This window comes from Gordonia sp. NPDC003504, assembly GCF_053587995.1.
In genome coordinates this window covers 1-22,791 of record NZ_JBSFPC010000005.1, presented here as the reverse complement: position 1 = coordinate 22,791, position 22,791 = coordinate 1, and the positions used below count along the sequence as shown (strand labels likewise).

21 protein-coding genes and 3 pseudogenes are annotated in these 22,791 nt (G+C 66.4%); 17 read left to right on the top strand and 7 right to left on the bottom strand.

The annotated features are described in order from the left end of the window. Positions 1 to 48 precede the first annotated feature (48 nt). The 4 genes from ACWDPV_RS11195 to ACWDPV_RS11180 all read left to right on the top strand — a co-directional run bounded on the left by ACWDPV_RS11195 (position 49) and on the right by ACWDPV_RS11180 (position 4,906). Entirely contained in the window at positions 49 to 1,446 is a 1,398-nt protein-coding gene (locus ACWDPV_RS11195; RefSeq protein WP_449743026.1) for an FAD-binding oxidoreductase, read from the top strand. A gap of 73 nt (positions 1,447 to 1,519) precedes the next feature. After that, a complete protein-coding gene (locus ACWDPV_RS11190; protein WP_449743025.1) occupies positions 1,520 to 2,725 on the top strand; it encodes a cysteine desulfurase family protein in 1,206 nt (401 codons plus the stop codon). Next, a complete protein-coding gene (gene mnmA, locus ACWDPV_RS11185) occupies positions 2,725 to 3,855 on the top strand; it encodes a tRNA 2-thiouridine(34) synthase MnmA (RefSeq protein WP_449743024.1) in 1,131 nt (376 codons plus the stop codon). The genes ACWDPV_RS11190 and mnmA overlap by 1 nt, the downstream gene beginning before the upstream one ends. Positions 3,856 to 3,865: 10 nt before the next feature. Continuing rightward, positions 3,866 to 4,906 carry a vitamin-B12 independent methionine synthase gene (locus ACWDPV_RS11180; protein WP_449743023.1) on the top strand — a complete coding sequence of 347 codons (1,041 nt, stop codon included), beginning with the start codon at positions 3,866 to 3,868 and terminating at the stop codon, positions 4,904 to 4,906. A 110-nt stretch (positions 4,907 to 5,016) separates the two neighbouring features. Here ACWDPV_RS11180 and ACWDPV_RS11175 read toward each other — a convergent pair whose 3' ends face one another. Beyond that, positions 5,017 to 5,397, bottom strand: coding sequence for an MmcQ/YjbR family DNA-binding protein (locus tag ACWDPV_RS11175; protein ID WP_449743022.1), 381 nt, complete (start codon positions 5,395 to 5,397; stop codon positions 5,017 to 5,019). 188 nt (positions 5,398 to 5,585) lie between these two features. On the opposite strand from ACWDPV_RS11175, the gene ACWDPV_RS11170 reads away from it, so the two are divergent. Together ACWDPV_RS11170 and ligA are read left to right on the top strand one after the other, a co-directional pair. After that, positions 5,586 to 5,861 (top strand): GlsB/YeaQ/YmgE family stress response membrane protein, encoded by a 276-nt coding sequence (locus ACWDPV_RS11170; RefSeq protein WP_348806661.1) that lies wholly within the window; start codon positions 5,586 to 5,588, stop codon positions 5,859 to 5,861. A gap of 67 nt (positions 5,862 to 5,928) precedes the next feature. Continuing rightward, complete coding sequence (gene ligA / locus ACWDPV_RS11165) at positions 5,929 to 8,001, top strand: NAD-dependent DNA ligase LigA (RefSeq protein ID WP_449743021.1); 2,073 nt, start codon at positions 5,929 to 5,931, stop codon at positions 7,999 to 8,001. A 63-nt stretch (positions 8,002 to 8,064) separates the two neighbouring features. Here the strand turns inward: ligA and ACWDPV_RS11160 are convergent, their stop codons facing one another. Continuing rightward, on the bottom strand, positions 8,065 to 8,574 hold the full coding sequence (locus tag ACWDPV_RS11160; RefSeq protein WP_449743020.1) for an O-acetyl-ADP-ribose deacetylase: 510 nt from the start codon (positions 8,572 to 8,574) through the stop codon (positions 8,065 to 8,067). 103 nt (positions 8,575 to 8,677) lie between these two features. After that, positions 8,678 to 9,346, bottom strand: a complete 669-nt coding sequence (locus ACWDPV_RS11155; RefSeq protein ID WP_449743267.1) for an amino acid-binding protein — start codon at positions 9,344 to 9,346, stop codon at positions 8,678 to 8,680. Between the two features lie 153 nt (positions 9,347 to 9,499). Between ACWDPV_RS11155 and ACWDPV_RS11150 the strand changes: the two genes are divergently transcribed. From ACWDPV_RS11150 to gatA, 3 genes are all read left to right on the top strand, one after another. Continuing rightward, positions 9,500 to 10,078 carry an antibiotic biosynthesis monooxygenase gene (locus tag ACWDPV_RS11150; RefSeq protein WP_449743019.1) on the top strand — a complete coding sequence of 193 codons (579 nt, stop codon included), beginning with the start codon at positions 9,500 to 9,502 and terminating at the stop codon, positions 10,076 to 10,078. Positions 10,079 to 10,199: 121 nt separating this feature from the next. Continuing rightward, complete coding sequence (gatC, locus tag ACWDPV_RS11145; RefSeq protein ID WP_449743018.1) at positions 10,200 to 10,514, top strand: Asp-tRNA(Asn)/Glu-tRNA(Gln) amidotransferase subunit GatC; 315 nt, start codon at positions 10,200 to 10,202, stop codon at positions 10,512 to 10,514. Further along, positions 10,511 to 12,007, top strand: a complete 1,497-nt coding sequence (gatA, locus tag ACWDPV_RS11140; RefSeq protein ID WP_449743017.1) for an Asp-tRNA(Asn)/Glu-tRNA(Gln) amidotransferase subunit GatA — start codon at positions 10,511 to 10,513, stop codon at positions 12,005 to 12,007. The genes gatC and gatA overlap by 4 nt, the downstream gene beginning before the upstream one ends. Here the strand turns inward: gatA and ACWDPV_RS11135 are convergent. After that, the gene (locus ACWDPV_RS11135; RefSeq protein WP_449743016.1) at positions 11,977 to 13,227 is read right to left on the bottom strand and encodes an alpha/beta-hydrolase family protein; all 1,251 of its coding nucleotides are present in this window, start codon (positions 13,225 to 13,227) and stop codon (positions 11,977 to 11,979) included. The genes gatA and ACWDPV_RS11135 overlap by 31 nt on opposite strands. Further along, on the bottom strand, positions 13,224 to 13,760 hold the full coding sequence (locus ACWDPV_RS11130) for a hypothetical protein (protein WP_449743015.1): 537 nt from the start codon (positions 13,758 to 13,760) through the stop codon (positions 13,224 to 13,226). Before ACWDPV_RS11130 ends, ACWDPV_RS11135 begins: the two co-directional genes overlap by 4 nt. Positions 13,761 to 14,108: 348 nt before the next feature. Here ACWDPV_RS11130 and ACWDPV_RS11125 point away from each other — a divergent pair, with 348 nt between their 5' ends. The 3 genes from ACWDPV_RS11125 to ACWDPV_RS11115 all read left to right on the top strand — a co-directional run bounded on the left by ACWDPV_RS11125 (position 14,109) and on the right by ACWDPV_RS11115 (position 17,238). Continuing rightward, the gene (locus tag ACWDPV_RS11125) at positions 14,109 to 15,368 is read left to right on the top strand and encodes a sensor histidine kinase (RefSeq protein ID WP_449743014.1); all 1,260 of its coding nucleotides are present in this window, start codon (positions 14,109 to 14,111) and stop codon (positions 15,366 to 15,368) included. 10 nt (positions 15,369 to 15,378) lie between these two features. Then, positions 15,379 to 16,077, top strand: coding sequence for a LuxR C-terminal-related transcriptional regulator (locus tag ACWDPV_RS11120; RefSeq protein WP_449743013.1), 699 nt, complete (start codon positions 15,379 to 15,381; stop codon positions 16,075 to 16,077). Positions 16,078 to 16,203: 126 nt separating this feature from the next. Then, positions 16,204 to 17,238, top strand: a complete 1,035-nt coding sequence (locus tag ACWDPV_RS11115) for a 6-phosphofructokinase (protein WP_348806670.1) — start codon at positions 16,204 to 16,206, stop codon at positions 17,236 to 17,238. Between the two features lie 28 nt (positions 17,239 to 17,266). Here ACWDPV_RS11115 and ACWDPV_RS11110 read toward each other — a convergent pair whose 3' ends face one another. Further along, entirely contained in the window at positions 17,267 to 17,497 is a 231-nt protein-coding gene (locus ACWDPV_RS11110; RefSeq protein WP_449743012.1) for a PspC domain-containing protein, read from the bottom strand. A gap of 168 nt (positions 17,498 to 17,665) precedes the next feature. Between ACWDPV_RS11110 and gatB the strand changes: the two genes are divergently transcribed. The 5 genes and pseudogenes from gatB to ACWDPV_RS11085 form a co-directional block, all read left to right on the top strand. After that, a complete protein-coding gene (gene gatB / locus ACWDPV_RS11105) occupies positions 17,666 to 19,168 on the top strand; it encodes an Asp-tRNA(Asn)/Glu-tRNA(Gln) amidotransferase subunit GatB (protein WP_449743011.1) in 1,503 nt (500 codons plus the stop codon). 181 nt (positions 19,169 to 19,349) lie between these two features. Next, a pseudogene (locus ACWDPV_RS11100) lies at positions 19,350 to 19,531 on the top strand (transposase); the annotation flags it as partial. Positions 19,532 to 19,781: 250 nt separating this feature from the next. Continuing rightward, positions 19,782 to 20,560: pseudogene (locus ACWDPV_RS11095) on the top strand (IS3 family transposase); the annotation flags it as partial. Between the two features lie 314 nt (positions 20,561 to 20,874). Next, on the top strand, positions 20,875 to 22,128 hold the full coding sequence (locus tag ACWDPV_RS11090; RefSeq protein WP_449743010.1) for an IS110 family transposase: 1,254 nt from the start codon (positions 20,875 to 20,877) through the stop codon (positions 22,126 to 22,128). A 22-nt stretch (positions 22,129 to 22,150) separates the two neighbouring features. Next, positions 22,151 to 22,618 (top strand): annotated as a pseudogene (locus ACWDPV_RS11085) (DDE-type integrase/transposase/recombinase); the annotation flags it as partial. On the opposite strand, the gene ACWDPV_RS11080 reads toward ACWDPV_RS11085, so the two are convergent. Beyond that, positions 22,615 to 22,773, bottom strand: a complete 159-nt coding sequence (locus tag ACWDPV_RS11080; protein ID WP_449743266.1) for an IS3 family transposase — start codon at positions 22,771 to 22,773, stop codon at positions 22,615 to 22,617. The pseudogene ACWDPV_RS11085 and the gene ACWDPV_RS11080 overlap by 4 nt on opposite strands. Positions 22,774 to 22,791: the final 18 nt, after the last annotated feature.

Below are 22,791 nucleotides of genomic sequence, written 5' to 3'. Positions count from 1 at the left end.
GGCATCGATCAGCCAGCACCGCTGGATCACAGTCACACAGGAGAACGCATGTCATCGATCCCCGAGGCGACTCGCCCCGTAGCCGCCGACCCGATCACCGCGGACGTCACCGCGCTGCAGGCCGCGGTGCGCGGCGCCGTCCACCGCCCTGGAGACCCCGGATACCCGTCGGTGACCTTCAACGTCGCCGTCGCCCAGAATCCCTGGGCGGTCGTCGACGTCGCCGACGCGGCCGACGTCGCCGCGGTGATCGGATTCGCCTCCGCCCACGGGATGACGGTTGCGGTCCACGCCACCGGTCACGGCGCCACTCCCGTCGGTGACGGGACGATCGTGGTGCGCACCGCCGCGCTCGACGACTGCGTCATCGACCCGCAGACACGGACCGCGCGCGTCGGCGCCGGGGTGCGGTGGCAGACGGTGATCGACGCCGCCGCACCGCACGGCCTGGCGCCGCTGTGCGGCTCCTCGCCGAGCGTCGGCGTGGTCGGCCTCTTGACCGGCGGCGGCATCGGGCCGCTGGTCCGGACCGTCGGCATGTCCGCGGATCACGTGCGGTCCTTCACTGTGGTCACCGGCACCGGTGCCGTCAAACAGGCCACACCCGAGATCAACCCTGAGCTGTTCTGGGGACTCCGCGGCGGCAAGTCCACCCTCGGCATCATCACCGAGGTGGTCATCGAACTCCCGCCCATCGCCGAGATCTACGGTGGCGCACTGTACTTCGACGGGACCGATGCCGAGGCCGTGCTCCGCGGCTGGCGCAACTGGGCGCAGGCGCTGCCCCGGGAGGTGAGCACCTCGCTCGCGCTGCTCCGACTGCCCGAGATGCCCGACGTCCCGCCGATGCTGGCCGGCCGCCTCAGCGTCGCGGTCCGCGTCGCCGTGGTGGGCGACCTCGCCCACGGCCCCGACCTGATCGCTCCGCTGCGAACCCTCGGCACCGTGCTCCTCGACGCCGTCGGCGTCATGCCCTACGCGCAGATCGGGGCCATCCACGCCGACCCCACGGCGCCGATGCCGGCTGCCGAATGCGGGACCCTGCTGCGCGAATTCACCGACGACGCGGCCACCGAACTGCTGCGGGTCGCGGGACCGGAATCGGGCTCGCCGCTGACCATCGTCGAACTACGGCTGCTCGGTGGTGCGCTCGCCGACCGGCCCGCGGTTCCCAGTGCCTTCTGCCACCGCGACGCCGCCTACACCCTGCACACGATCGGCGTCCTCGTCCCACCGATCGCCGATCTGGTCACCGCCGCCGGAATGCAGACCGTCGATGCGCTACGACCCTGGGCGCACGGTGGTGAGATGCCCAACTTTGCGACCACCACCGATCCGGCGTACATCCGCCGCTGCTACGACGAGGACACCGCCGCCTGGCTGTCGGCGCTGGCCGCGCAGCACGATCCACGCGGGGTGCTCCACGTCGGCCAGGTGGTCCGGTGACCGAGGCACCACGCCGATGTGGCGGCGTCAGGAATTTGTCGCTGCCGGTCACGCGTTTATCCTTGGCATCGACATGTCTTTCCCCAGCCGAGTGCCCGTCTACCTCGACCACGCCGCATCGACCGCGATGCGTCCGGAGGCGATCGAGGCGATGAATGCCGTCCACGCCCAGCCCGGCAACGCGTCGTCGTTGCACGGGTCGGGCCGCTGGGCGCGTCGTCTCCTCGAGGAGGCCCGCGAGACCATCGCCGCCGCCGTCGGCGCCCGGCCGTCCGAGGTGATCATCACCAGCGGCGGCACCGAGGCCGACAACCTCGCCATCAAGGGGATCTACTGGGCCCGACGGCAGGCCGACGACCGCCGCCGGCGGGTGGTGATCTCCGCGATCGAGCATCACGCCGTCCTCGACGCCGCCGAGTGGCTTCAGGCGCAGGGCGCCGAACTGGTGATCCTGCCCGTCGACACCCAGGGATTCGTCTCACCGGCCGATCTGCGCGCCGAACTCGCCGAGCACGGCGCGCAGACCGCGCTGGTCTCGGTGATGTGGGCCAACAACGAGGTCGGCACCGTCGAACCCATCACCGAGCTGGCCGCGATCGCCGCGGAGTTCGGCGTGCCCATGCACTCCGACGCCGTCCAGGCCGTCGGGCATATCCCGGTCGACTTCGCGGCGAGTGGACTCTCGGCGGTCAGCATCGCCGCCCACAAGTTCGGCGGACCGCAAGGTGTGGGTGCCCTCCTGCTCGGCCGCGACGTCGCGTGTGTGCCGTCGCTGCACGGCGGTGGACACGAGCGGGATGTGCGGTCGGGTACTCAACCGGTGGCGGCAGCCGTCGGAATGGCGACCGCACTGCGGCTGGCCACCGAGGAACTGGCCGACTCGATGCGGCAGGTCGCTGCGCTGCGTGACGAGTTGTTCGCGATTCTGCTCGACGTTCCGGGCAGCAGCGCGAACGGACCGATGGATGAGCGACGGCTACCCGGAAACGTCCACATCTCCTTCGAGGGCTGCGAGGGCGATTCGTTGCTGATGCTCCTCGACGCCAACGGTGTCGAATGCTCGACCGGCTCGGCGTGCACCGCCGGTGTCGCGCAGGCCAGTCACGTGCTCCTGGGCATGGGCATCGACATGGCCAGTGCCCGCGGATCGCTGCGCTTCTCCCTGGCACCGACCACCACCCGCGCCGACATCGAGACCGTCGCCGAGGTGATCGGTGAGGTCGTCGAACGAGCCCGCGTCGCCGGGCTGGTCGCCTCCCCGAGTGGGAAGGCACGCTGATGCGTGTACTGGCGGCGATGAGTGGTGGCGTCGATTCGGCGGTTGCCGCGGCCCGTGCGGTCGAGGCCGGTCACGACGTCGTGGGAGTGCACCTGGCCCTGTCCACCGCGCCGGGTGCGTTGCGTACCGGCTCGCGAGGATGCTGTTCCCGTGAGGACGCCGACGATGCGCGGCGGGCCGCCGACGTGCTGGGCATCCCGTTCTACGTGTGGGATTTCGCCGATCGGTTCAAGGACGATGTGATCGACGAGTTCGTCGAGGCCTACGCCGCCGGTCAGACCCCGAATCCGTGCCTGACCTGCAATGAGAAGATCAAGTTCGCGGCCCTGGCCGAGAAGGCGATCGCGTTGGGATTCGATGCGCTGGCCACCGGTCACTACGCACAGCTGACCGACGGGGAACTGCGTCGGGCGGTCGATGCCGACAAGGACCAGTCCTATGTGCTGGCCGTACTCACCCGCGAGCAGCTCGATCGCGCGATGTTCCCGATCGGCGACACCCCGAAGCCCGAGATCCGTGCGGAGGCGGCACGTCGCGGACTGTCGGTGGCGAACAAGCCGGACTCGCACGACATCTGCTTCATCCCGACCGGCGACACCCGGGCGTTCCTCGGTGCGCGGATCGGTATTCGTCCCGGCGCCGTCGTCGACGCAGACACCGGTGAACGGCTCGCCGACCATGAGGGCGTGCACGGTTTCACGATCGGGCAGCGCAAGGGCCTCGGTATCGAGGCGCCCGCCGCGGACGGGCGGCCACGGTACGTCACCGACATCGATCCGGAATCGGGAACTGTCCGAGTCGGATCCGAGGAGCACCTGCAGGTGTGGACGATCCGGGCATCGCGTGCGGTCTGGACCTCCGGACAGGCTCCCGACGGGCCGGTCGAGTGCATCGTCCAGGTGCGTGCGCACGGCGGGATGGCACCGGCGCTCGCGACCCCGATCGACGACGCCGGCGGACCCGGCATCGAGATCTCGCTGGCCGAACCCCTGACCGGCGTCGCCCGCGGACAGGCTGCGGTGCTGTACTTGCCCGACGCGCAGCGCGGTGACCTCGTGGTCGGCTCGGGACGCATCAGCGTGACCTCGTCGACGAGACCCGCCGACACCCACGCGGTATCGGCACGGTGAGCACCGGCCGATGAGCCAGCCGCCCACCGGCGTGGGAACCGGCGTCGGTTCCATGCCCGGCACCGACCCGAAACAGGCCGCGGCCGTGATCAACGGTGAACTCGACCTCGCCCATCTCGCCGAGCTTCCCGCGCGCGGCATCGGCGCCGACATGATCGGGCGGATGTCCGCGATCCTGGTGGACATGCCCATCGACGCATCGACCTGGGGCTACCGGCTGGGCACCCGGGGATCGTCGGTGGTGCGTCGCGCCCGCGGCTTCCTCAGCGCCGATCTCGATGCGGTGGAGGAGATCTGGGATACCGCGGGCTTCATCGGTACCGGCCGTGCCGTCAAGGTACAGGCGGCGGGACCGTTCACCCTGGCATCCTCGATCGAATTGACCAACGGGCACAGGGCGATTCGCGATCCGGGGGCGCTGCGTGATCTCACCGACTCGGCCGTCGAAGGCGTCGGAACGCACATCGCCGAGGTCCGACGCCGGTTGGGTGCGGAGGTGACCGTGCAGATCGACGAACCGATGATCGGTGCGGTCCTCGACGGCACGGTGCCACCGCTGACCCGGCTCGACGTCATCCCGCCGCTGCCGATCGCCGACGTCGCGAACGCGTTGGCATCGCTGGCCGAAGGTATCGACGCGCCGATCATCATCCACAATTGCGGTGCGCCGCGCTGGGATCTGATCGCCCGGGTCCCGGGGGTGGCCCACAGCGTCGACGTCAGCGCGGCCACCGCCACGACCATCGGTGCGGCGGCGCTCGACGCGGAGACACTCGACGGCATCGGCGCGCTCCTCGACCGGGGAGACGTGCTCGTCGCCGGCGTGGTTCCGGCAGAACGGGAACGGCCGGGTGTGCGTGCCGAGACGGTGGCCACATCGCTGGCGGCGGTGCTCGACCGCATCGGATTGAATCGAAAAGTGCTGTCGGAGAAGGTGATCGTCACACCCACCTGCGGTTTGGCGGGCGCTTCCCCACAGTGGGCGACGACGGCCCTCGGTATCTGCGCCCAGGTGGGGGAGTTGCTGGCCACCGACCCGGACGCCTTGTAGCCCCGTCGACCACGGTAGATGCGCGTTCTACTCCCACCTGCACGGAATGCGTGGTGGGTATGTGGGAGTTGCGCGTGCACCTACGGTCGTTGATCGGACGCGGTGGAGGGTCAGCCGTCCAGCTTGGCGACCGAACGTTTCGGGGCGACCTGTCGGTAGCTCGCGTCGAGGAGTTCGGCGACCTCGGTCCAGTCGGCATCGTCGTCGAGCAGGATCCCGAGCCACCCGTAGGGGCCCAGATATGCGGGCAGGAAGAACCTCGGATCGGCGCTCAGCGCCTCCCGCTCGGCGGGTTCCGGGATGAACAGCAACGACTGATCATGCCGAGGCCCACCCTTCTCACCGCCACCGTAGTTGCCGAACATCTTTCCGCACCGGAACGTCGGGCGGCCGTGTGCGACAACCTCGGTGGTGTCCGGGAGGGCGAGCGCGATCTCGCGGACCCGGATCAGGTGCGGATCGGCGTCGTCGAACATGATCGGATGCGGCATGGGTGTCCTCTCCCTGCGTGGTCCGGAACCTCTTGCGCCGTACCGTACGCGACTCGGGCGACATTGCAGTGCGGTCTCGGATTCCCGAGGTCCTCGCCACAGCCGACACGCGGACGTAGGCTTCGAACAGATCACGTCGAGCAGCGAGCGTGGTCCGCCATCGAGTAGGACAAACGAAGGAGGCGGCCATGTTCATGACCATCATCAGCGCCATCGTGGTGGGCGCAATCATCGGAGCACTGGCGCGACTGGTGATGCCGGGCAAGCAGGCGATCGGCGTGATCATGACCATCGTCCTGGGAATCGCCGGATCACTGATCGGGTCCTGGATCTGCTATTCGCTCTTCGGATACAGCAACGACAACGGCGGCTGGAAGGTCATCCCGTTCATCGTGGGAATCGCTGTCGCCGCGGCGCTGATCGCGGGGTATGTTGCGCTGATGGGACGCCGAGCGGTGCACTGATCCCGGCTGAGTGGCGGGCGGCCGGAGGTCGACGAGGTCTGTCGGGGGGCTCCGATACCCTCATGACGTGGCAGATGAGGAGCAGACCCCGATCGATCCCGGCATCCGGGAGCAATGGTCGACGCTCGCCGAAGAGATCCGCGAGCATCAGTTCCGGTACTACGTGAAGGACGCCCCCGTCATCTCCGACGGGGAGTTCGATCGGCTCCTCCGCCAACTGCAAGAACTCGAGGACGCGCACCCGGAGCTGGCGACCGCGGACTCGCCGACGAAGCTCGTCGGCGGCGGATTCTCCACCGCGTTCACCCCGGTCGATCACCTCGAACGAATGCTGTCGTTGGACAACGTCTTCGACGCCGACGAGATGCGGACGTGGGTCTCACGCGTCGAGGACGAGGTCGGCGCCGGCGTCGAGTACCTGTGTGAACTCAAGATCGACGGCGTCGCGCTGGCCCTGGTGTATCGGAATGGCGTCCTCGACCACGCGGTCACCCGTGGTGACGGCCGCACCGGTGAGGACGTCACCCTCAACGCCCGCACCATCGAGGACATCCCCGCGCGGCTGACGTCGACACCGGAGTACCCCATCCCCGACGTCCTCGAGGTACGCGGAGAGGTGTTCTTCCGGGTGGAGGACTTCGAGGCCCTCAACGCGTCGTTGGTCGCCGACGGCAAACCCCCGTTCGCCAATCCCCGTAACTCTGCGGCGGGTTCGCTGCGGCAGAAGAATCCGCAGATCACCGCTCGCCGCCGGCTGCGGATGATCTGCCACGGCGTGGGTCACATCGAAGGATGGCGGCCCGATTCGCTGCACCACGCGTATCTGGCGTTGGGTGCCTGGGGCCTGCCCGTCTCCTCGCACACCACCAAACTCACCGGTGCACAGGCGATCCTGGACAAGATTGATTACTGGGGCGAGCATCGTCACGACGTCGAGCACGAGATCGACGGGATCGTCGTCAAAGTGGACGATTTCGGTCTGCAGCGCAGGCTGGGGGCGACGTCGCGGGCGCCACGCTGGGCGATCGCCTACAAGTACCCGCCCGAAGAGGTGACCACCAAACTCCTGGGAATCGAAGTGGGCGTGGGACGGACCGGACGCGTCACCCCGTTCGCCGTACTCCAACCGGTGCTGGTGGCCGGCTCCACGGTGGCGCGCGCGACCCTGCACAACGAGTCGGAGGTCAAACGCAAGGGCGTGCTCATCGGTGACACGGTGACCATCCGCAAGGCCGGCGACGTCATCCCCGAGGTCCTCGGCCCCGTCGTCGACCTCCGCGAGGGCACCGAGCGCGCGTTCGTGATGCCGGATCGATGCCCGGAATGCGGTGCGCCGCTACGTCCGGAGAAGGACAGCGACGTCGACATCCGATGCCCCAACGCCGAGAGCTGCCCGGCACAGTTGCGGGAGCGGCTGTTCCATCTGGCCGGGCGGGGATCCTTCGACATCGAGGCACTCGGATATGAGGCGGCGACGGCGCTGCTGTCGGCCGGGGTCCTGAAGAACGAGGGCGATCTATTCTCGCTGACCGCCGACGACCTGACCAAGACCACCCTGTTCACCACCAAGAACGGTGTGTTGTCGGCCAACGGAAAACGACTGCTGGCCAACCTTGACAACGCCAAACACGTTGCGCTGTGGCGGGTTCTGGTCGGACTGTCGATCCGCCACGTCGGACCGACCGCCGCACGGGCGCTGGCCACCGAATTCGGTTCGTTACAGGCCATCGAGGACGCCACCGCCGAACAACTCGCCGAGGTCGAGGGGCTCGGGGCCACCCTCGCCACCAGCATCCGTGACTGGTTCGGCGTCGACTGGCATCGCGAGATCGTCGACAAGTGGCGTGCCGCAGGCGTGTCCATGGAAGACGAGCGCGATGAGTCGATCACCCGCACACTCGAGGGCAAGACCATCGTCGTCACCGGATCGCTGCAGGACTTCTCCCGCGACGGTGCCAAGGAGGCCATCCTGGTCCGCGGCGGGAAGGCGTCGGGGTCGGTGTCGAAGAAGACCGACTATGTGGTGGTGGGGGATTCACCCGGGAGCAAGGCCGACAAGGCCGAGCAACTCGGTGTGCCTGTCCTCGATGAAGACGGGTTCAAACGACTCCTGGAAACCGGTGACGCCGAACCGAGTTGAATATCACCGCGGCACAACATATCTGGTTGCGGATCATTCTGTGGCGGCTCCGCGGGTGGTTGTTCATTTCGCGACAGCGCTGAACGCGTCGAACGCGCGATCATCGAACAACACGAAGCGGACCTGTGTGACCGAGGTGTCGGTGGCCCGCACCGTGGCCGCGGCGATCCGGGCTCCGTCGTCGATCGGCCACCCGTAGATTCCGGTGGAGATGGCCGGGAACGCCACCGACGTCGCACCGAGTTCGTCTGCGACCCTAAGTGTTTCGCGGTAGCAGGAGGCGAGGATCGCCGAACGGTCCTGGTGCGCCGAGTAGACCGGGCCCACTGTGTGGATCACCCACCGTGCAGGAAGGCGTCCGGCGGTGGTGGCCACGGCCTGCCCGGCGGGCAGGCCATCGGGAAATCGCGTGGCGCGCAGATCCCGACATTCGGCGAGGATCTCCGGACCACCCCGACGGTGAATGGCCCCGTCGACGCCGCCACCACCGAGTAACGACGAATTGGCCGCATTGACCACGGCATCCACCGATTCGACGGTGATGTCACCCCGGACCAACGCGATCTCGATCACCCTGCAATTGTCGGCGCAGTTCTGGTCGGGGGCAAGGGGCTGTGCTCAACCCACCGGGGTCACCCGCTGTGATTCAACCTTCTGTAATTCAACCTTCTGTAATTCAACCTTCTGCGCGCAGAACCGTCGAGACGATGCCGGCGAGGTAGCCGAGCCGCGCGATCTCCGACGGACGGAAATCGGGACCGCCGATGCGGCCCAACAGGATTGCCTTCGCACCGTCACCCAGCGGCGCCGCCGCCATCCGCGTGTCCATGTCCTGCCACGCCTGCGGAACCCACTCGGCCTCCGAATCGAGTTGCGTGGCGGTGGTCAGCGGCAGCCAGTCGGCCGTCGTCAGCGGGGTCTCCGGCGCACCCGAACTCCCGAACAGCTGCAGGACGCCGCCGGCCGCCCTGGTGATGACGGTGGCCCAAGAGACACGCAGCACGCGGGGCGCGTTGTCGACCAGGATCTGCAATCGGTCCGTGCCGGCGGTCGCGACCTTGTCGACCAGTTCGAGTTCGCGATGGGTGTCCAACACACCCGAATACGGCCGAATCGAATCGACCCGCACACCCTTGACCTTCTCGGCGGCGGTGATCAACGCGTCGGGCAGTGATCCCGGCGCGACCTCGACGACCAGATCGTCGACCGCATAGCCCTCACCGCGTTCGACGACCTCCAGGGAGAGGATGTCGGCGCCCACCGATCCCAGTTGCACGGCGAGCAGACCCAGGCTGCCCGGGCGGTCTTGGAGGTAGACCCGTAGGAGGTACGACACGACGAGCATTGTCGCACCGGTAGGCGTGGCGTGCTCGGGGCGGTGCACCGCCGGCGGATGCCCGGTGGTGACGTCGATCACGTCGACCAGAGTCGAGGCGGTCCGTTCACGGTTGTCGGCAACGAACGTGCGTCCGGCCGGTGAAGCCGTGACGATGGGGTAATGACGGATCCAGCCGAGAACGCGGTCGACGAGTCCCCACACGTCACGACGTCGGTGGCCCGCCGCATCCAGCCCGGGCGCGAACACGACTTCGTGACCTGGACCGACGCCGGTATCGCGTTGGCCCGCACCTTCCCGGGATTCCTGGGCGGAGGTTGGCTGCGGTCGACCAGAAAACCGGACGAGTACTACGTCGTCTACCGATTCGCCGACGAGGACGCGCTCGACGACTGGAATTCTTCGCCGGTGCGCAAGGCGTGGTTGTCCCGCGGAGAGGGCGTCGCCGTCGAATACGCGACGCACCGGCTGTCGGGGATCGAAGGGTGGTTCGAGCCGCAGCACAACCTCACCAATGCGGTGAAGGTGGTCGGTGCGCCACCGCCACGCTGGAAGCAGGCCATCACCATCTGGCTCGGGTTCTTCCCGATGTCCCTGCTGATCAATGTGCTGGTGCTCGCCCACCTCGACGGCGTGCACATCGTCCTGAAAACGCTGATCGGCACCCTCATCAACACGCCGCTGATGGTGTACCTGGTGTTGCCGTGGATCACCGCCCGCCTCTCCAGGTGGCTGCACTGACCGTGCCGGGCCCGCCGTCGGCGGCGGCGTCTAGGCTTGATGGCGTTGTCGGCACTGCGCTGAGGAGCGGATGAGGTGCGCCCTCGTCTTCGAGTGCCAGGTCAGAAAGGACACGATCGACATGTCAGGGCAGTCAGAGTCCGCGATCACCCGCGAGGAGGTCGCCCATCTCGCGCGGCTGTCGCGACTGGCACTCGACGACGAGGAACTCGACGTCTACGCCGCTCAGCTCGATTCGATCCTGGCGCATGTCGCCCAGGTGTCCGAGGTCGCTGCCGACGATGTCCCACCGACCGCCCACCCGGCCAAGCTGGCCAACGTGCTGCGCGCCGACGAGGTGGTGCCCGGCCTGACCACCGAGCAGGCGCTCGCGGGTGCGCCGGCCGTCGAGCAGGACCGTTTCGCCGTTCCGCAGATCCTGGGGGAAGAGCAGTGAGTACCGAATCCGCCACCCGCACCGCGAACGAGATCACCGGTCTGTCCGCCGCCGACCTCGCCGCGAAGATCGCCGCCGGTGAGGTCTCCTCGGTGGAGGTCACCCAGGCGCACCTCGACCGCATCGCCGAGATCGACGATCAACTCGGTGCATTCCTGCACGTCAGTGGCGCGGAGGCGTTGGTCGCCGCCAAGGCCGCCGACGACGCGATCGCCGCCGGGGAGGCGCCGTCGGCGCTGGCCGGTGTGCCGATCGCACTCAAGGACGTCTTCACCACCACCGATGCACCCACCACCTGCGGATCGAAGATCCTCGAAGGCTGGGTGCCGCCATATGACGCCGCGGTCACCGCCCGGCTGCGCGCCGCGGGCATCCCGATCCTCGGCAAGACCAACATGGACGAGTTCGCGATGGGAAGCTCCACCGAGAACTCCGCCTATCAGGTGACCCGAAATCCATGGGATACCACCAGGATTCCCGGCGGATCCGGCGGCGGCAGCGCCGCGGCGCTCGCGTCGTATCAGGCGCCGCTGGCGATCGGCACCGACACCGGTGGCTCGATCCGGCAACCGGCCGCGGTCACCGCGACCGTCGGCGTCAAACCCACCTACGGCACCGTCTCGCGGTACGGACTGGTCGCCTGTGCGTCGTCGCTGGATCAGGGCGGTCCGTGTGGTCGCACCGTCCTTGACACCGCGTTGTTGCACGAGGTGATCGCCGGCCACGATCCGCGCGACTCCACCTCCATCGATGTTCCGGTCCCGGACGTGGTCGGCGCCGCACGGGCCGGCGCCGCAGGCGATCTCACCGGCGTGCGGGTCGGTGTGGTCCGCGAGTTGCAGGGTGAGGGCTATCAGGCGGGGGTCTTGGGCTCCTTCGAGAAGGCCGTCGCGGAGTTGACCGCGCGGGGCGCCGAGGTTGTCGAGGTGTCGTGCCCGAACTTCACCTACGCGCTGGGTGCCTACTACCTGATTCTGCCCAGCGAGGTGTCGTCGAACCTCGCACGCTTCGACGCCATGCGGTACGGATTGCGCGTCGGCGACGACGGGCACCACAGCGCCGAAGAGGTCATGGCACTGACCCGGGAAGCCGGATTCGGACCAGAGGTCAAGCGCCGCATCATGATCGGCACCTACGCGTTGTCGGCGGGCTATTACGACGCCTACTACGGTCAGGCGCAGAAGGTGCGCACGCTGATTGCCCGCGACTTCACCGCGGCATTCGAATCCGTCGACGTGCTGGTCTCGCCGACCACGCCGACCACCGCCTTCCCGATCGGGGAGAAGGTCGACGATCCGCTGGCGATGTACCTGTTCGACCTGTGCACGCTGCCGGTCAACCTCGCCGGGGTGGCTGCGATGTCGGTGCCGTCGGGCCTGTCCGCGGACGACGGACTGCCCGTCGGTTTGCAGATCATGGCTCCGGCCCTGGCCGACGACCGGCTGTACCGGGTGGGCGCGGCCTACGAGGCGGCGCGCGGCCCGATCGGCTGAATCTGCTCGCGTCCATAACGGTGTCCGGTTCCGACGGGCCCGTCGAGAGACGCCGGCAGGTCCACGGACGCCTGGATGAATGAGGCGATGGGCAGCCAGGGTGGTGTGTGCGCCGGTCTGCCCACGCGTCGGGTTCCGTCCGGTGCCGCCGGCCGACGCCACAGTGCCTGTACTGACCAGTGGGTGACCGGGTCTGAGTCGTTGGCCACGATGGTGCGCGGCGAGGACGGGTGAGTGGTGTCGATACTGTCTGCCGGTACCCCGGCCAGCATGGTCGCACTCACCGCACCTGGGTGGGTGCGCTCGGCCCATGCCCGGGCGCGATCCGCCCCCAGGGCACCGAGGCTCTGCCCGTAGAGATACACGCGGGGCAGACGCGCACCACCGGGTCGGCGATCACGCGCGTCGAGCACGTGACGCAACAGTGCGATCGCGCTGCGCGCGGCCGCATCAGGGTCGGTGAGGAACACCCGCCACGACGAGGCATTCGCATATGGCAGGCTGAGGATCGCGACACCGGCGTGCCGGCCGCCCGGGGAAGACTGGCTAGCGGGCAGGAGCCGGCTTTCGGGACGAATCTCGCTGCCACCGAACTGATCCCGAATCTCGGCGATGGCCTGAGGGTCGACCCAGCCGGAGCCGGTCGGTATCGCGATCACCACTGCGGTGCTGTCGAGCCCGCCACTGCGGACCCACCCTCGGGTGAGCGCGGCCGCCGCTGCGTCGATGCGAGTCGGTTCCCGGCCGGTACCAGTGGCGGCTTCCGTCGGGGCGGGTGGGGCGAGGGAGCCTGCGACGAGGGCGGTCAGCAGGCCTGCGATGGCGACAGCGCGATGTGATGTCCACACTGTGATCACGAATGTGACCACGGCGGTCCCGAACATCACCCACCAGTACCTCGCGCCAATCGACGCGACACCGAGATCTGCGCGAATGGTGTTCTGCCACGCGACATTGGCGCTGACGGTGGAGGCCGCGGCGAGAGTGGCGGCCACCAGTATCAGGCGTCGGCGTGGCGACGAGTCCGCGGTCCGTCGGCACGTGCACAGGCGTGCCGCGATCGTGGCGACTCCTACGCATCCGGCGACGACAGCTGCCGAGGAGCCGGTGGAGCGAGGCAGCGAGCCGGGCCACAGTGCGATCATCAGACCGATTGCTGCTGAGATCGGGATACAGGCATGCGGTGCCTCGATGGCACGCGAGGTCCGCACGGCAATCATCGTTCGCCGCCGATGACTCCAAGGTTTCCGTCGACAATCTTCCACATCGTCGTCATCACGATGTGCGACAACGATTCTCGTGATGCCGGGGCTTCGCCGTTCTGGCGCCAGGTGTTGACGGCCAATCCGATTCGGCTGGCCTCCGCGGCGGCGGCACAAGGATTGCCGGTGCAGCTGGCGCGCATGCGATCGATCAGCATGCGATCGATGGCGAGCCGGGCCCACGGCTGCAACGGCGCACCGGTCCGCGCGCTGTAGCGGAGTAGGTCATAGCCGAAATCGTGTGTCTTGCAAAGTGGTTCGAACCTCTGCGGTAAGGGTACCGGTGAGGAGCACCGGCCGGTCGGGTTGACCGGGTATCCGTCCGTCAAGAGCGGTCGGTAGCCGATCACTCGTGCGAAATTCGGAGGTAGGTACCGCAGGGTCTGGGCAGGGTCAGGGCCGACCAGGGCGTCGACCGCCGACGTGGCGGCCGGGGAACTGCGCGCGGTCGACATATCGGCCAACTGTCCGCCGGCCGCTGCTGTGGGCACGTGAATGGCGGTGTGGATGAGAGCGACTGCAAGTAAGCACAAGCTGCAGAAGATGATTCGGATAACCCGGTGCCGGTGGCGGACCGGTCGATGCGGTGTCGGTCGGTGTTGGGTCGGCGGGTGCGGTGCCAAGGACGCGTTCGGGTCATCGTCATGCAGCAAGGTCATGGTTCTCGACGCTAGGAATCGCGCACGCCTGCACACATCGGTCGCAGTGGTGGTTGTGTCTCGCGACGTCGGAGCGGGGTGTGACGTGCGAGGTAGCCACCCGGTATCACCCGCATCTCCCTCTGCAGTATGACGACATGGAGGTCCGCACCCTCTAGCGTGGAGCGGGAGGTGAGTGACATGTTCTTGCGCGTAGTTCGTCAGATCGGCAGCGCGGCCGCCACGGAGATCCGGGGTCTGCCGGTGGTACAACATCCCGATGTCCGTGCCTATCTACGGTCGCCGGTCAACTGGTTCTTCCTGATCTTTGCGGTGGTGTTGTTCACCGTGGCATGGCCGACGCTTCCGGAGACGCATGACCTTCCGTCGTATGCGTTGCCGGTGACGGCGGCGGTGGCGACGCTGCCGCTGGCCCTTGCATGGGCGGCGCCTCTGTTGGGGTGGGCGGTCTGTGTGATTGCCGCGCAGCTGATCGGATTTCTGGTGCCCACCGCCAATGGCTGGCCGTGGACGATTCAGGTCACCCAGATCATTGCGCTGCTGGTGCTGACGTTCGTGGCGTATCTGCGGTGTCCGTTGCGGTATCTCGCCCCGGTGTGGTTGGTGTCGGCAGCAGCGTTCGCACTTGCAGCCCCTCCCACCGTCCGAGTGGGGTGGGTGTTCGGCGTGACATCGATGGCGGTGGTCGTGGCCTTGCTCAGAGGATTGCTCAGCTCCCGCAGGCAACTGGCGGCCAGTGCCGAGGAGACCAAGGCGGCTGAATCGGTGACCGCGGTCCTCGAAGAGCGGGCCCGCATTGCCCGAGATCTGCACGATGTTGTGGCACACCGGATGTCAATGGTGGTGGTGATGGCACAGACTGCGCGTTACCGCATTCCCGATGTCGGCGATGCCGCCGCTGCCGAGTTCGACGCCATCGCGTCGGCGGCCCGAAACTCGCTCGACGAGGTCCGGCAGCTCCTCGGTGTCCTGCGTCTCGACGGGACACAGGCCAGTGCAGCGCCCAATCCAGGTCTCGCCGACATCGATTCGCTGCTCGACCACACGCGGCTGGCGGGGGCGTCGGTGACGGTGTCCGACACGCTTGATCATGCGGAGTTCGCGGAGTCATCGGCGCTGGTCATCTACCGCATCGTGCAGGAATCCCTTGCCAATGCGACACGACACGCACCCGGTGCCACGATCGCGGTGACCCTGGTGCCCGCCGACGACGGTGCCGAGGTGACGGTGGTGAACGCGGCTGGTACCGACGCACCGCTCGAACTCGGCGGTGCGGGTGTCGGGATTACCGGGATGAGCGATAGGGCACGGGCAGTCGGTGGATGGTTGACCGCTCATCCCACCCGCGATGGCGGTTTCGTCGTGCGTGCACACATTCCTGCCATTGCCGGCCGCGGTGTCGTCGAGGCATCGGGCCGGTTCGCCGCGGTGTCAGGGTAGCGTTGCGGCCGTGCCGATTACGCTTGTCGTCGCCGATGACCAGGCAATGGTGCGTCAAGGCTTCTCGGCGTTACTTGCCGCGCAACCGGACATCTCGGTTCTTGGCGATGCCGCCGACGGAGTGGCGGCTGTCGAGGTGTGTCGACGGGTGAAACCCGACGTCGTGCTCATGGATGTGCGGATGCCGCGCAAGGACGGAATCTGGGCGGCCGCCCAGATTCTCGGATCGGGCGCGTCACTCGGATCGGGCGCGTCGACGGCTGCGCACCCCGCCGACGGGGCTTCCGGCCGGACCAAGGTGTTGATGCTCACGACCTTCGACATCGATGACTACGTGTACGAGGCCCTGCGGGTCGGTGCTTCCGGATTCCTGCTGAAGGATGCTCCCGCAGACGAGTTGGTCCGTGCGGTGCGGGTGGTCGCCGCAGGTGAGGCGTTGCTCGCCCCGTCGATCACGCGGCGGTTGATCCGCGAGATCACCGACCAGCGTCCCCGTCGCCCTCGATCCGATGCTGCCGACATCCTGACGCCCCGCGAACGTGAGGTTCTCGACCTTGTCGCCGACGGGAAGTCCAATCACGAGATCGCCACCGAACTCTTCGTCGCAGAGCAGACGGTGAAGACACATGTGAGCAGTGTGCTGGCCAAGTTGTCATTGCGTGATCGTGCGCAAGCGGTCGTGTTTGCCTATGAGAACGGTCTCAAGTGAAGTGTTCGACGCTCAGGCGGGCCATCACACGTCCGGCACGAGTGCTCCCAGCGCACTAGATTGAGTGCTGTTCGGGGACGGGACAACCGTTCGCGGAATCAGACGCGGCAGGAGGCACTCAGCGGAATGGCCAAGCGATTCGGGATACTCACGTCCGGCGGCGATTGCCCGGGACTCAACGCGGTGATCCGTGGAGCCGTCCTCAAGGGGGAAACCGTCTACGGCCAGGAGTTTGTCGGATTCCGCGACGGCTGGTACGGACTGGTCTACGGCGACATCATCGACCTCGACCGCAGCGTGGTCCGTGGCCTGTCGAATCAGGGTGGCACGATCCTGGGGACCAGCCGTTTCGGGCCGTACTCCGAGCCCGACGGTGGTCCGGAGAACATCAAGAAGGTGCTCAAGAACCTCGGCATCGACGGGGTGATCGCCATCGGTGGTGAGGGCACCGCGTCGGCGGCGAAGCGTTTGTACGAGGACGGCATCAACATCGTCGGCGTCCCCAAGACCATCGACAACGACATCAACGCCACCGATTACACCTTCGGTTTCAACACGGCCGTCGAGATCTCGACCGAGGCCATCGACCGGCTGCGCACGACCGGCAACTCGCACAAGCGGTGCATGGTGCTCGAGGTGATGGGCCGTCACGCCGGCTGGATCGCACTCAACTCCGGCATCGCCGGTGGTGCGCACGCGATACTCATCCCGGAACAGCCGGAGAGCATCAATCAGATCTGTGCGTGGGTGACCAGTGTCAAGAATCGTGGCCGGTCACCGATGGTGGTGGTGGCCGAGGGATTCAAGCTTCCGGACATGGACTCCGCGCACTCGACCAAGGGCCTCGACGGCTTCAACCGTCCCCGGCTGGGCGGAATTGCCGAGGTGCTGGCCCCGATGATCGAGGAACGCACCGGCATCGAGACCCGGGCCACCGTGTTGGGACATATCCAGCGCGGTGGTACGCCGACGGCGTTCGACCGGGTGCTCGCGACGCGGCTGGGGATGGCGGTGTCCGACCTCGTCGCCGACAAGGAGTGGGGTCACATGGTGGCGTTGCACGGCACCGAGATCGCCCGCATCACCTTCGATCAGGCGTTGGCCAACCCGAAGACGGTGCCGTTGGATCAGTATCAGGAGATCCGCGTCATCTTCGGGTGACCGGTGCACCTCGGGGTTGCTGTCGGCCTCAGGCGGGGTCGCGGGGGATGACGATCCACAGCAGCAGGTAGAGGAGCACCTGCGGGCCGGGGAGCAGAATCGACGCGACGAACAGGACTCGGATCAATGTGGGATCCCAGCCGTAGCGTTGGGCGATTCCACCGCAAACGCCGCCGATCCAGGCGTCGCTGCGTGAACGGGTGAGGCGTCGCTCCGGCGTCGGTTGCGACAGCGGGGTGGGTGAATAGTCGGTGGCCATCGGGCGCTCCCTAGTAGTCGATGATCAGGTGATTTCCACGGTAGGAACCGTGGGGCAGTACCGCATCGGGGATGACCCGTAACCCGCACCCGGAGATTTCCCGAGCGGGGTCCGGGGTGTTCTCACCCGTCGCGTCGTGGAGGTTCGGCGCCGCATAAACTGGTGGCCATGACTGCCGCAGCTGCCGACTTGATGGATTACGACCAGGTCATCGCCGAGTTCGATCCGGTGATGGGCCTGGAAGTCCACGTCGAACTGGGTACCGCGACCAAGATGTTCTGCGGCTGCCCGACCGCCTTCGGTGCCGACCCCAACACCCAGGTTTGCCCGGTGTGCATCGGACTGCCCGGCTCGCTGCCGGTGGCCAACGCTAAGGCCATCGAATACGCCATCCGCATCGGACTGGCGTTGAACTGCTCGATCCGGCCGTCGAGTGTGTTCGCACGGAAGAACTACTTCTATCCCGATCAGCCGAAGAACTACCAGATCAGCCAGTACGACGAGCCGACGTCCTATGACGGCTACCTCGACGTGGTGCTCTCCGACGGAACGACGTGGCGCGTCGACATCGAGCGCGCGCACATGGAGGAGGACACCGGAAAGTCGCTGCACATCGGCGGTGCCGGACGAATCCATGGCGCCGATCACTCACTGCTCGACTACAACCGCGCCGGTGTCCCGCTGGTGGAGATCGTCACCAAGCCGATCGTCGGTGCGGGGGAGCGGGCACCGGAGGTGGCGCGCGCCTATGTGACTGCGCTGCGGGATCTGCTCAAGGCGCTCGACGTCTCCGACGTCCGGATGGATCAGGGTTCACTGCGTTGTGACGCCAACGTGTCGCTGATGCCCAAGGGCGCAAGCGAATTCGGCACACGCACCGAGACCAAGAACGTGAACTCGCTGAAGAGTGTCGAGGTTGCGGTCACCTACGAGATGCGGCGCCAGGCAGCCATTTTGGCGGCGGGTGGCGAGATCATCCAGGAGACCCGGCACTATCACGAGACCGATGGGACCACCTCTCCCGGCCGTCGCAAGGAGACCGCCGAGGATTATCGCTACTTCCCGGAGCCGGATTTGCCTCCGGTGCAGCCGGATCCGGCGTGGATCGAGGAGATCCGGGCGACGTTGCCCGAGTTGCCGTGGGTGCGTCGTGCGCGCATCCAGGAGGAGTGGGGTGTCTCCGACGAGGTGATGCGTGACCTGGTCAACGTGGGTGCCGTCGACCTGATCATCGCGACCGTCGACGCGGGCGCAGCGCCCGAGGCGGCTCGTGGTTGGTGGGTGTCGTTCCTGGCGCAGCAGGCGAATTCCCGTGAGATCGAGCTCGCCGATTTGCCGATTTCGCCGACACAGGTTGCCACGGTCATCGGTCTCGTCGACGCCGGCAAACTCACCAACAAGCTGGCACAGCAGGTCGTTGTCGCCGTCCTCGACGGTGAGGGTGAGCCCGAGCAGATCGTCGCCGATCGTGGCCTCGAGGTCGTGCGCGACGACTCCGCCTTGCAGAAGGCCATCGATGAAGCGCTCGCCAACAACCCCGACATCGTGGAGAAGATCCGCGGTGGCAAGGTCAAGGCGGCCGGCAAGATCGTCGGCGATGTCATGAAAGCGACTCGTGGGCAGGCAGATCCGGCTCGGGTTCAGGAGCTTGTGCTGGCTGCCTGCCAGTAGTTCACGGCCTGCCGGCTGTTCGCCGGGGGCTGGGTGGGTTCGGATCCGAGTGTCGCGGTTGGTGTGCTGCTCATCGTCGGATGCGAACCCGCGCTGTTCTCCGTGGAGTTCTTACGAAATCAATGGTGATGGGCCGAGGTGACCTCAACGGGGCGAGTCCGAGACGGTACGGCCCGAGGTCGGCCAGCTTGAGTTGAACGCGCCACGCGACCGAGATGGAACCTTCACGACCGCGTGGTCCCGAAGGGGGCGCGTCGGCTCGGCGGTCTTGATGACATCATCGTCTCGCTATACGCCGGCGGAATGAGTCTTCGCGATATTCAACATCACTTGGCGTCGACGATCGACACCGACCTGTCGCACTAAACGATGCTCACAGGGTTGATGTGTAGCATTGCAACGCATTTCGTAACTTCAGTGAAGAGTTCCCCTGGAACTGTGGTGGTGAACGCAAGCTCCTGTGGTGAACAGAAGTCACACAGGTGTGCAAAGAGTTCCAGGGGTCCCCCACTCGCGGATCGGAGTGAGGTGAGCCCTCCTGAGTGGTCCAGTCGTTGTGGGATGAATCGCCCCGGCGAGTCCGGAGACTCCGTTCCTTGGGAAGGATGGAGTCATGTCAGGGAGTACGTCGAAGAGGTATCCGACCGAGCTGCGTGAGCGGGCGGTGCGGATGGTCGCCGAGATCCAGTCAGAGCACGATTCGGAGTGGGCGGCGATGACTAAGGTCGCCGAGCTGCTCGGGATCGGGACAGTGGAGACGGTCCGCAAGTGGTGCCGGCAGGCGCAGGTCGATGCAGGTGATCGTCCGGGGATGACGTCGGAGGAGTCAGCGGAGCTGCGACGGTTGAAGCGTGAGAACGCAGAACTTAAGCGGGCCAACGCAATTCTGAAGTCGGCGTCGGCTTTCTTCGCGGCCGAACTCGACCGGCCACAGCGTTGATCGCGCGGTACATCGACGAGCATGCTGGCGCCCGCGACGGTGATGACGGTCTGCGGTGGGGTGTCGAGTCGATCTGCAACCAGCTCACCGAGCTGGGCACAAAGATCGCCCCCGCGACCTACTACGAACACCGATCACGCCAGCCCACCTCCCGTGAGGTCCGCGATGAGGACCTGAAGCCGAGGATCTCCGCGGTGCACGCCGCGAACTACGGCGTCTATGGAGCTAGGAAGGTCTGGCTGACGTTGAATCGTCAACGCTCACAGGGGGAAGCGCCGATCGCACGGTGCACCGTCGAACGATTGATGCGCGAGCTCGGTCTGGCGGGGGCGGTCCGCGGCAAGGTTAAACGCACCACGATCAGCGACCCGTCATCGCCGAAACCATCAGATCTGGTCGGACGCCGATTCACACCGCTCGCGCCGGATTTGCTCTGGGTTGCGGACTTCACCTAATGGGAGAGTCAGAGCCACGCGCACGCGCTGGGGATGACACGGCGACTGGTGGGTGGTCACTGAGATTTTACCGATCGGGACGCATCGTTGACATGAGCTGCTGGCGGGAATGATCACTAACAGTTGATTCACGGGATGACTGAGATCTCAACGTAGACGGCGACCCCACCAGTCCGCCACGAAGACGCGTGTTCGGCTTGTGAGATGCCGCACCGACGAGTGCTGCCATTAGGTCGCCGCCCGCCCTTCGAGCTCGCACATTCTCCAGGCGGAAAGCCCGCTTGGAGGTGACTGGTGAAAGTGGGCAACGAATGATTACCTGCGGTATCGACTGGGCCGAGGACCACCACGACGTGGCACTCATGAACGAGAATGGAGTGGTCGTCGGTCGCAAACGAATTAAACACGAACCCAAAGGATTTACCGAGATGCTCGCGCTGGTAGCCGAACACGGGGGTAGCCCCGCCGACGTGCCCGTCGCCATCGAGACCGACAAGAACTTATTGGTAGTGGCATTGGCGGGTGCCGGGTTCACCGTGTATCCGATCAACCCGCGAGCCGTTGCTCGCTACCGGGAACGGCACGGTCAGTCCGGCAGCAAGTCCGATGCTCGAGATGCTGCGGTACTCGCCGACATCGTGCGCACCGACCGCCATCAGCACCGCCCGTTGCCAACTAACAGTGAACAGCAGCAGGTGATCAAGGCGCTCGCACGTCAGCATCAGGAAGCGATCTGGGCGCAGAACCAGACGATCAGCCGGTTGCGGTCAGTACTTCTCGAGTTCTATCCGCAAGCTTTGCAAGCATTTCCGAAGCTCAAGCATCGTGCGGCGATGGAGATTCTCACACTGGCTCCTACCCCGACCACCGCCGCGAAGCTCACTCGACCACGGATCACTGCTGCACTCAAACGGGCAGGGCGACGCAACGATCCCGGCTTGGTCGAACAGATCTGGACCGATCTACGCGCCCCCGGACTCGCTCAGCCTGCCGCCGTCGCGACAGCATTGGGCCACGCAGTGGGCAGTCTGGTCGCCATCATCACCGCCATGCTCGATGCCGTCACCGTCCTCGAACGTGAGCTGACCGCTGCTTTCAGCGAGCACCCCCAAGCACCGATCTTTGCTTCGGTCCCAGGTATCGGTGACATCCTCGGTGCCCGACTACTCGCCGAGATCGGTGATGACCCGAATCGTTTCACCTCACCCAGTGGTTTACGATCCTTCGCCGGAACCGCACCGGTGACGATCGCGTCAGGACGTTCGCACTACGTCAAAGCGCGAAAGATTCGTGATAAGCGCCTCGCTGACGCGTGCCACTGGTGGGCGTTCGCCGCGCTGAGCTGGTCGAAGCCGGCCCGCGACTTCTACGACGGTCGACGCGCGGCCGGAGACCACCACAACGCCGCACTGCGTGCCTTGGCCAACAAACTCATCGGCCGCCTCTGGTGGTGCCTACACCACAACCAGTACTGGGACGACACCGCAGCATGGCCACGCGCCGCCGCCCCGGCCACCGCAGCATTGACCGCACCTGGAAGAACGAATCCGCCAACTTCCGCTTGACATCTGACTGGCGTGGGATGTCTACGTCTCGACGTGGTCAGGCTGGTGCTACACCGCATTCGTCATCGACGCCTACGCCCGTCGGATCGTCGGCTGGTCGGTCTCGACGTCGATGACCAGCCAACTCGTCGTCGACGCGGTCGAACAGGCGATCTGGACCCGCCGCCGCGAAGGCAGTGACCTCACAAGTCTGATCGCCCACCACGACCACGGAGTGCAGTACATGTCGGTGGCCCATTCCGAACGCCTCGACGCCGCCGGCATCAGGCCCTCCACCGGGGCTGTGGGCTCCTCATACGACAACGCCCTGGCCGAATCCATCAACGGGCTCTACAAAACCGAACTGATCAAACCCCGCCGGCCGTGGAAGGGCCTCGACGACCTCGAGATCGCCACCGCGGAATGGGTCGACTGGTTCAACCACCGCCGGCCCTACCAGTACTGCAACGACCTCACTGAATCGCCCCGGGTTTGCTGGAGGCTCGGTTAGTTGGTTCCAGCGGATGCCGGGACCGGGTTCTCATGGTAGCTGGTGACCGTGTAGGTCGACCAGTAGGCGGCCTCGTACTCGACGGGTGGGACGTGGCCGATCTCGCCGTGCAAACGGCGGTGATTGAACCAATCGATGTACTCGGCGACGGCGATCTCGACCTCGCCGACACC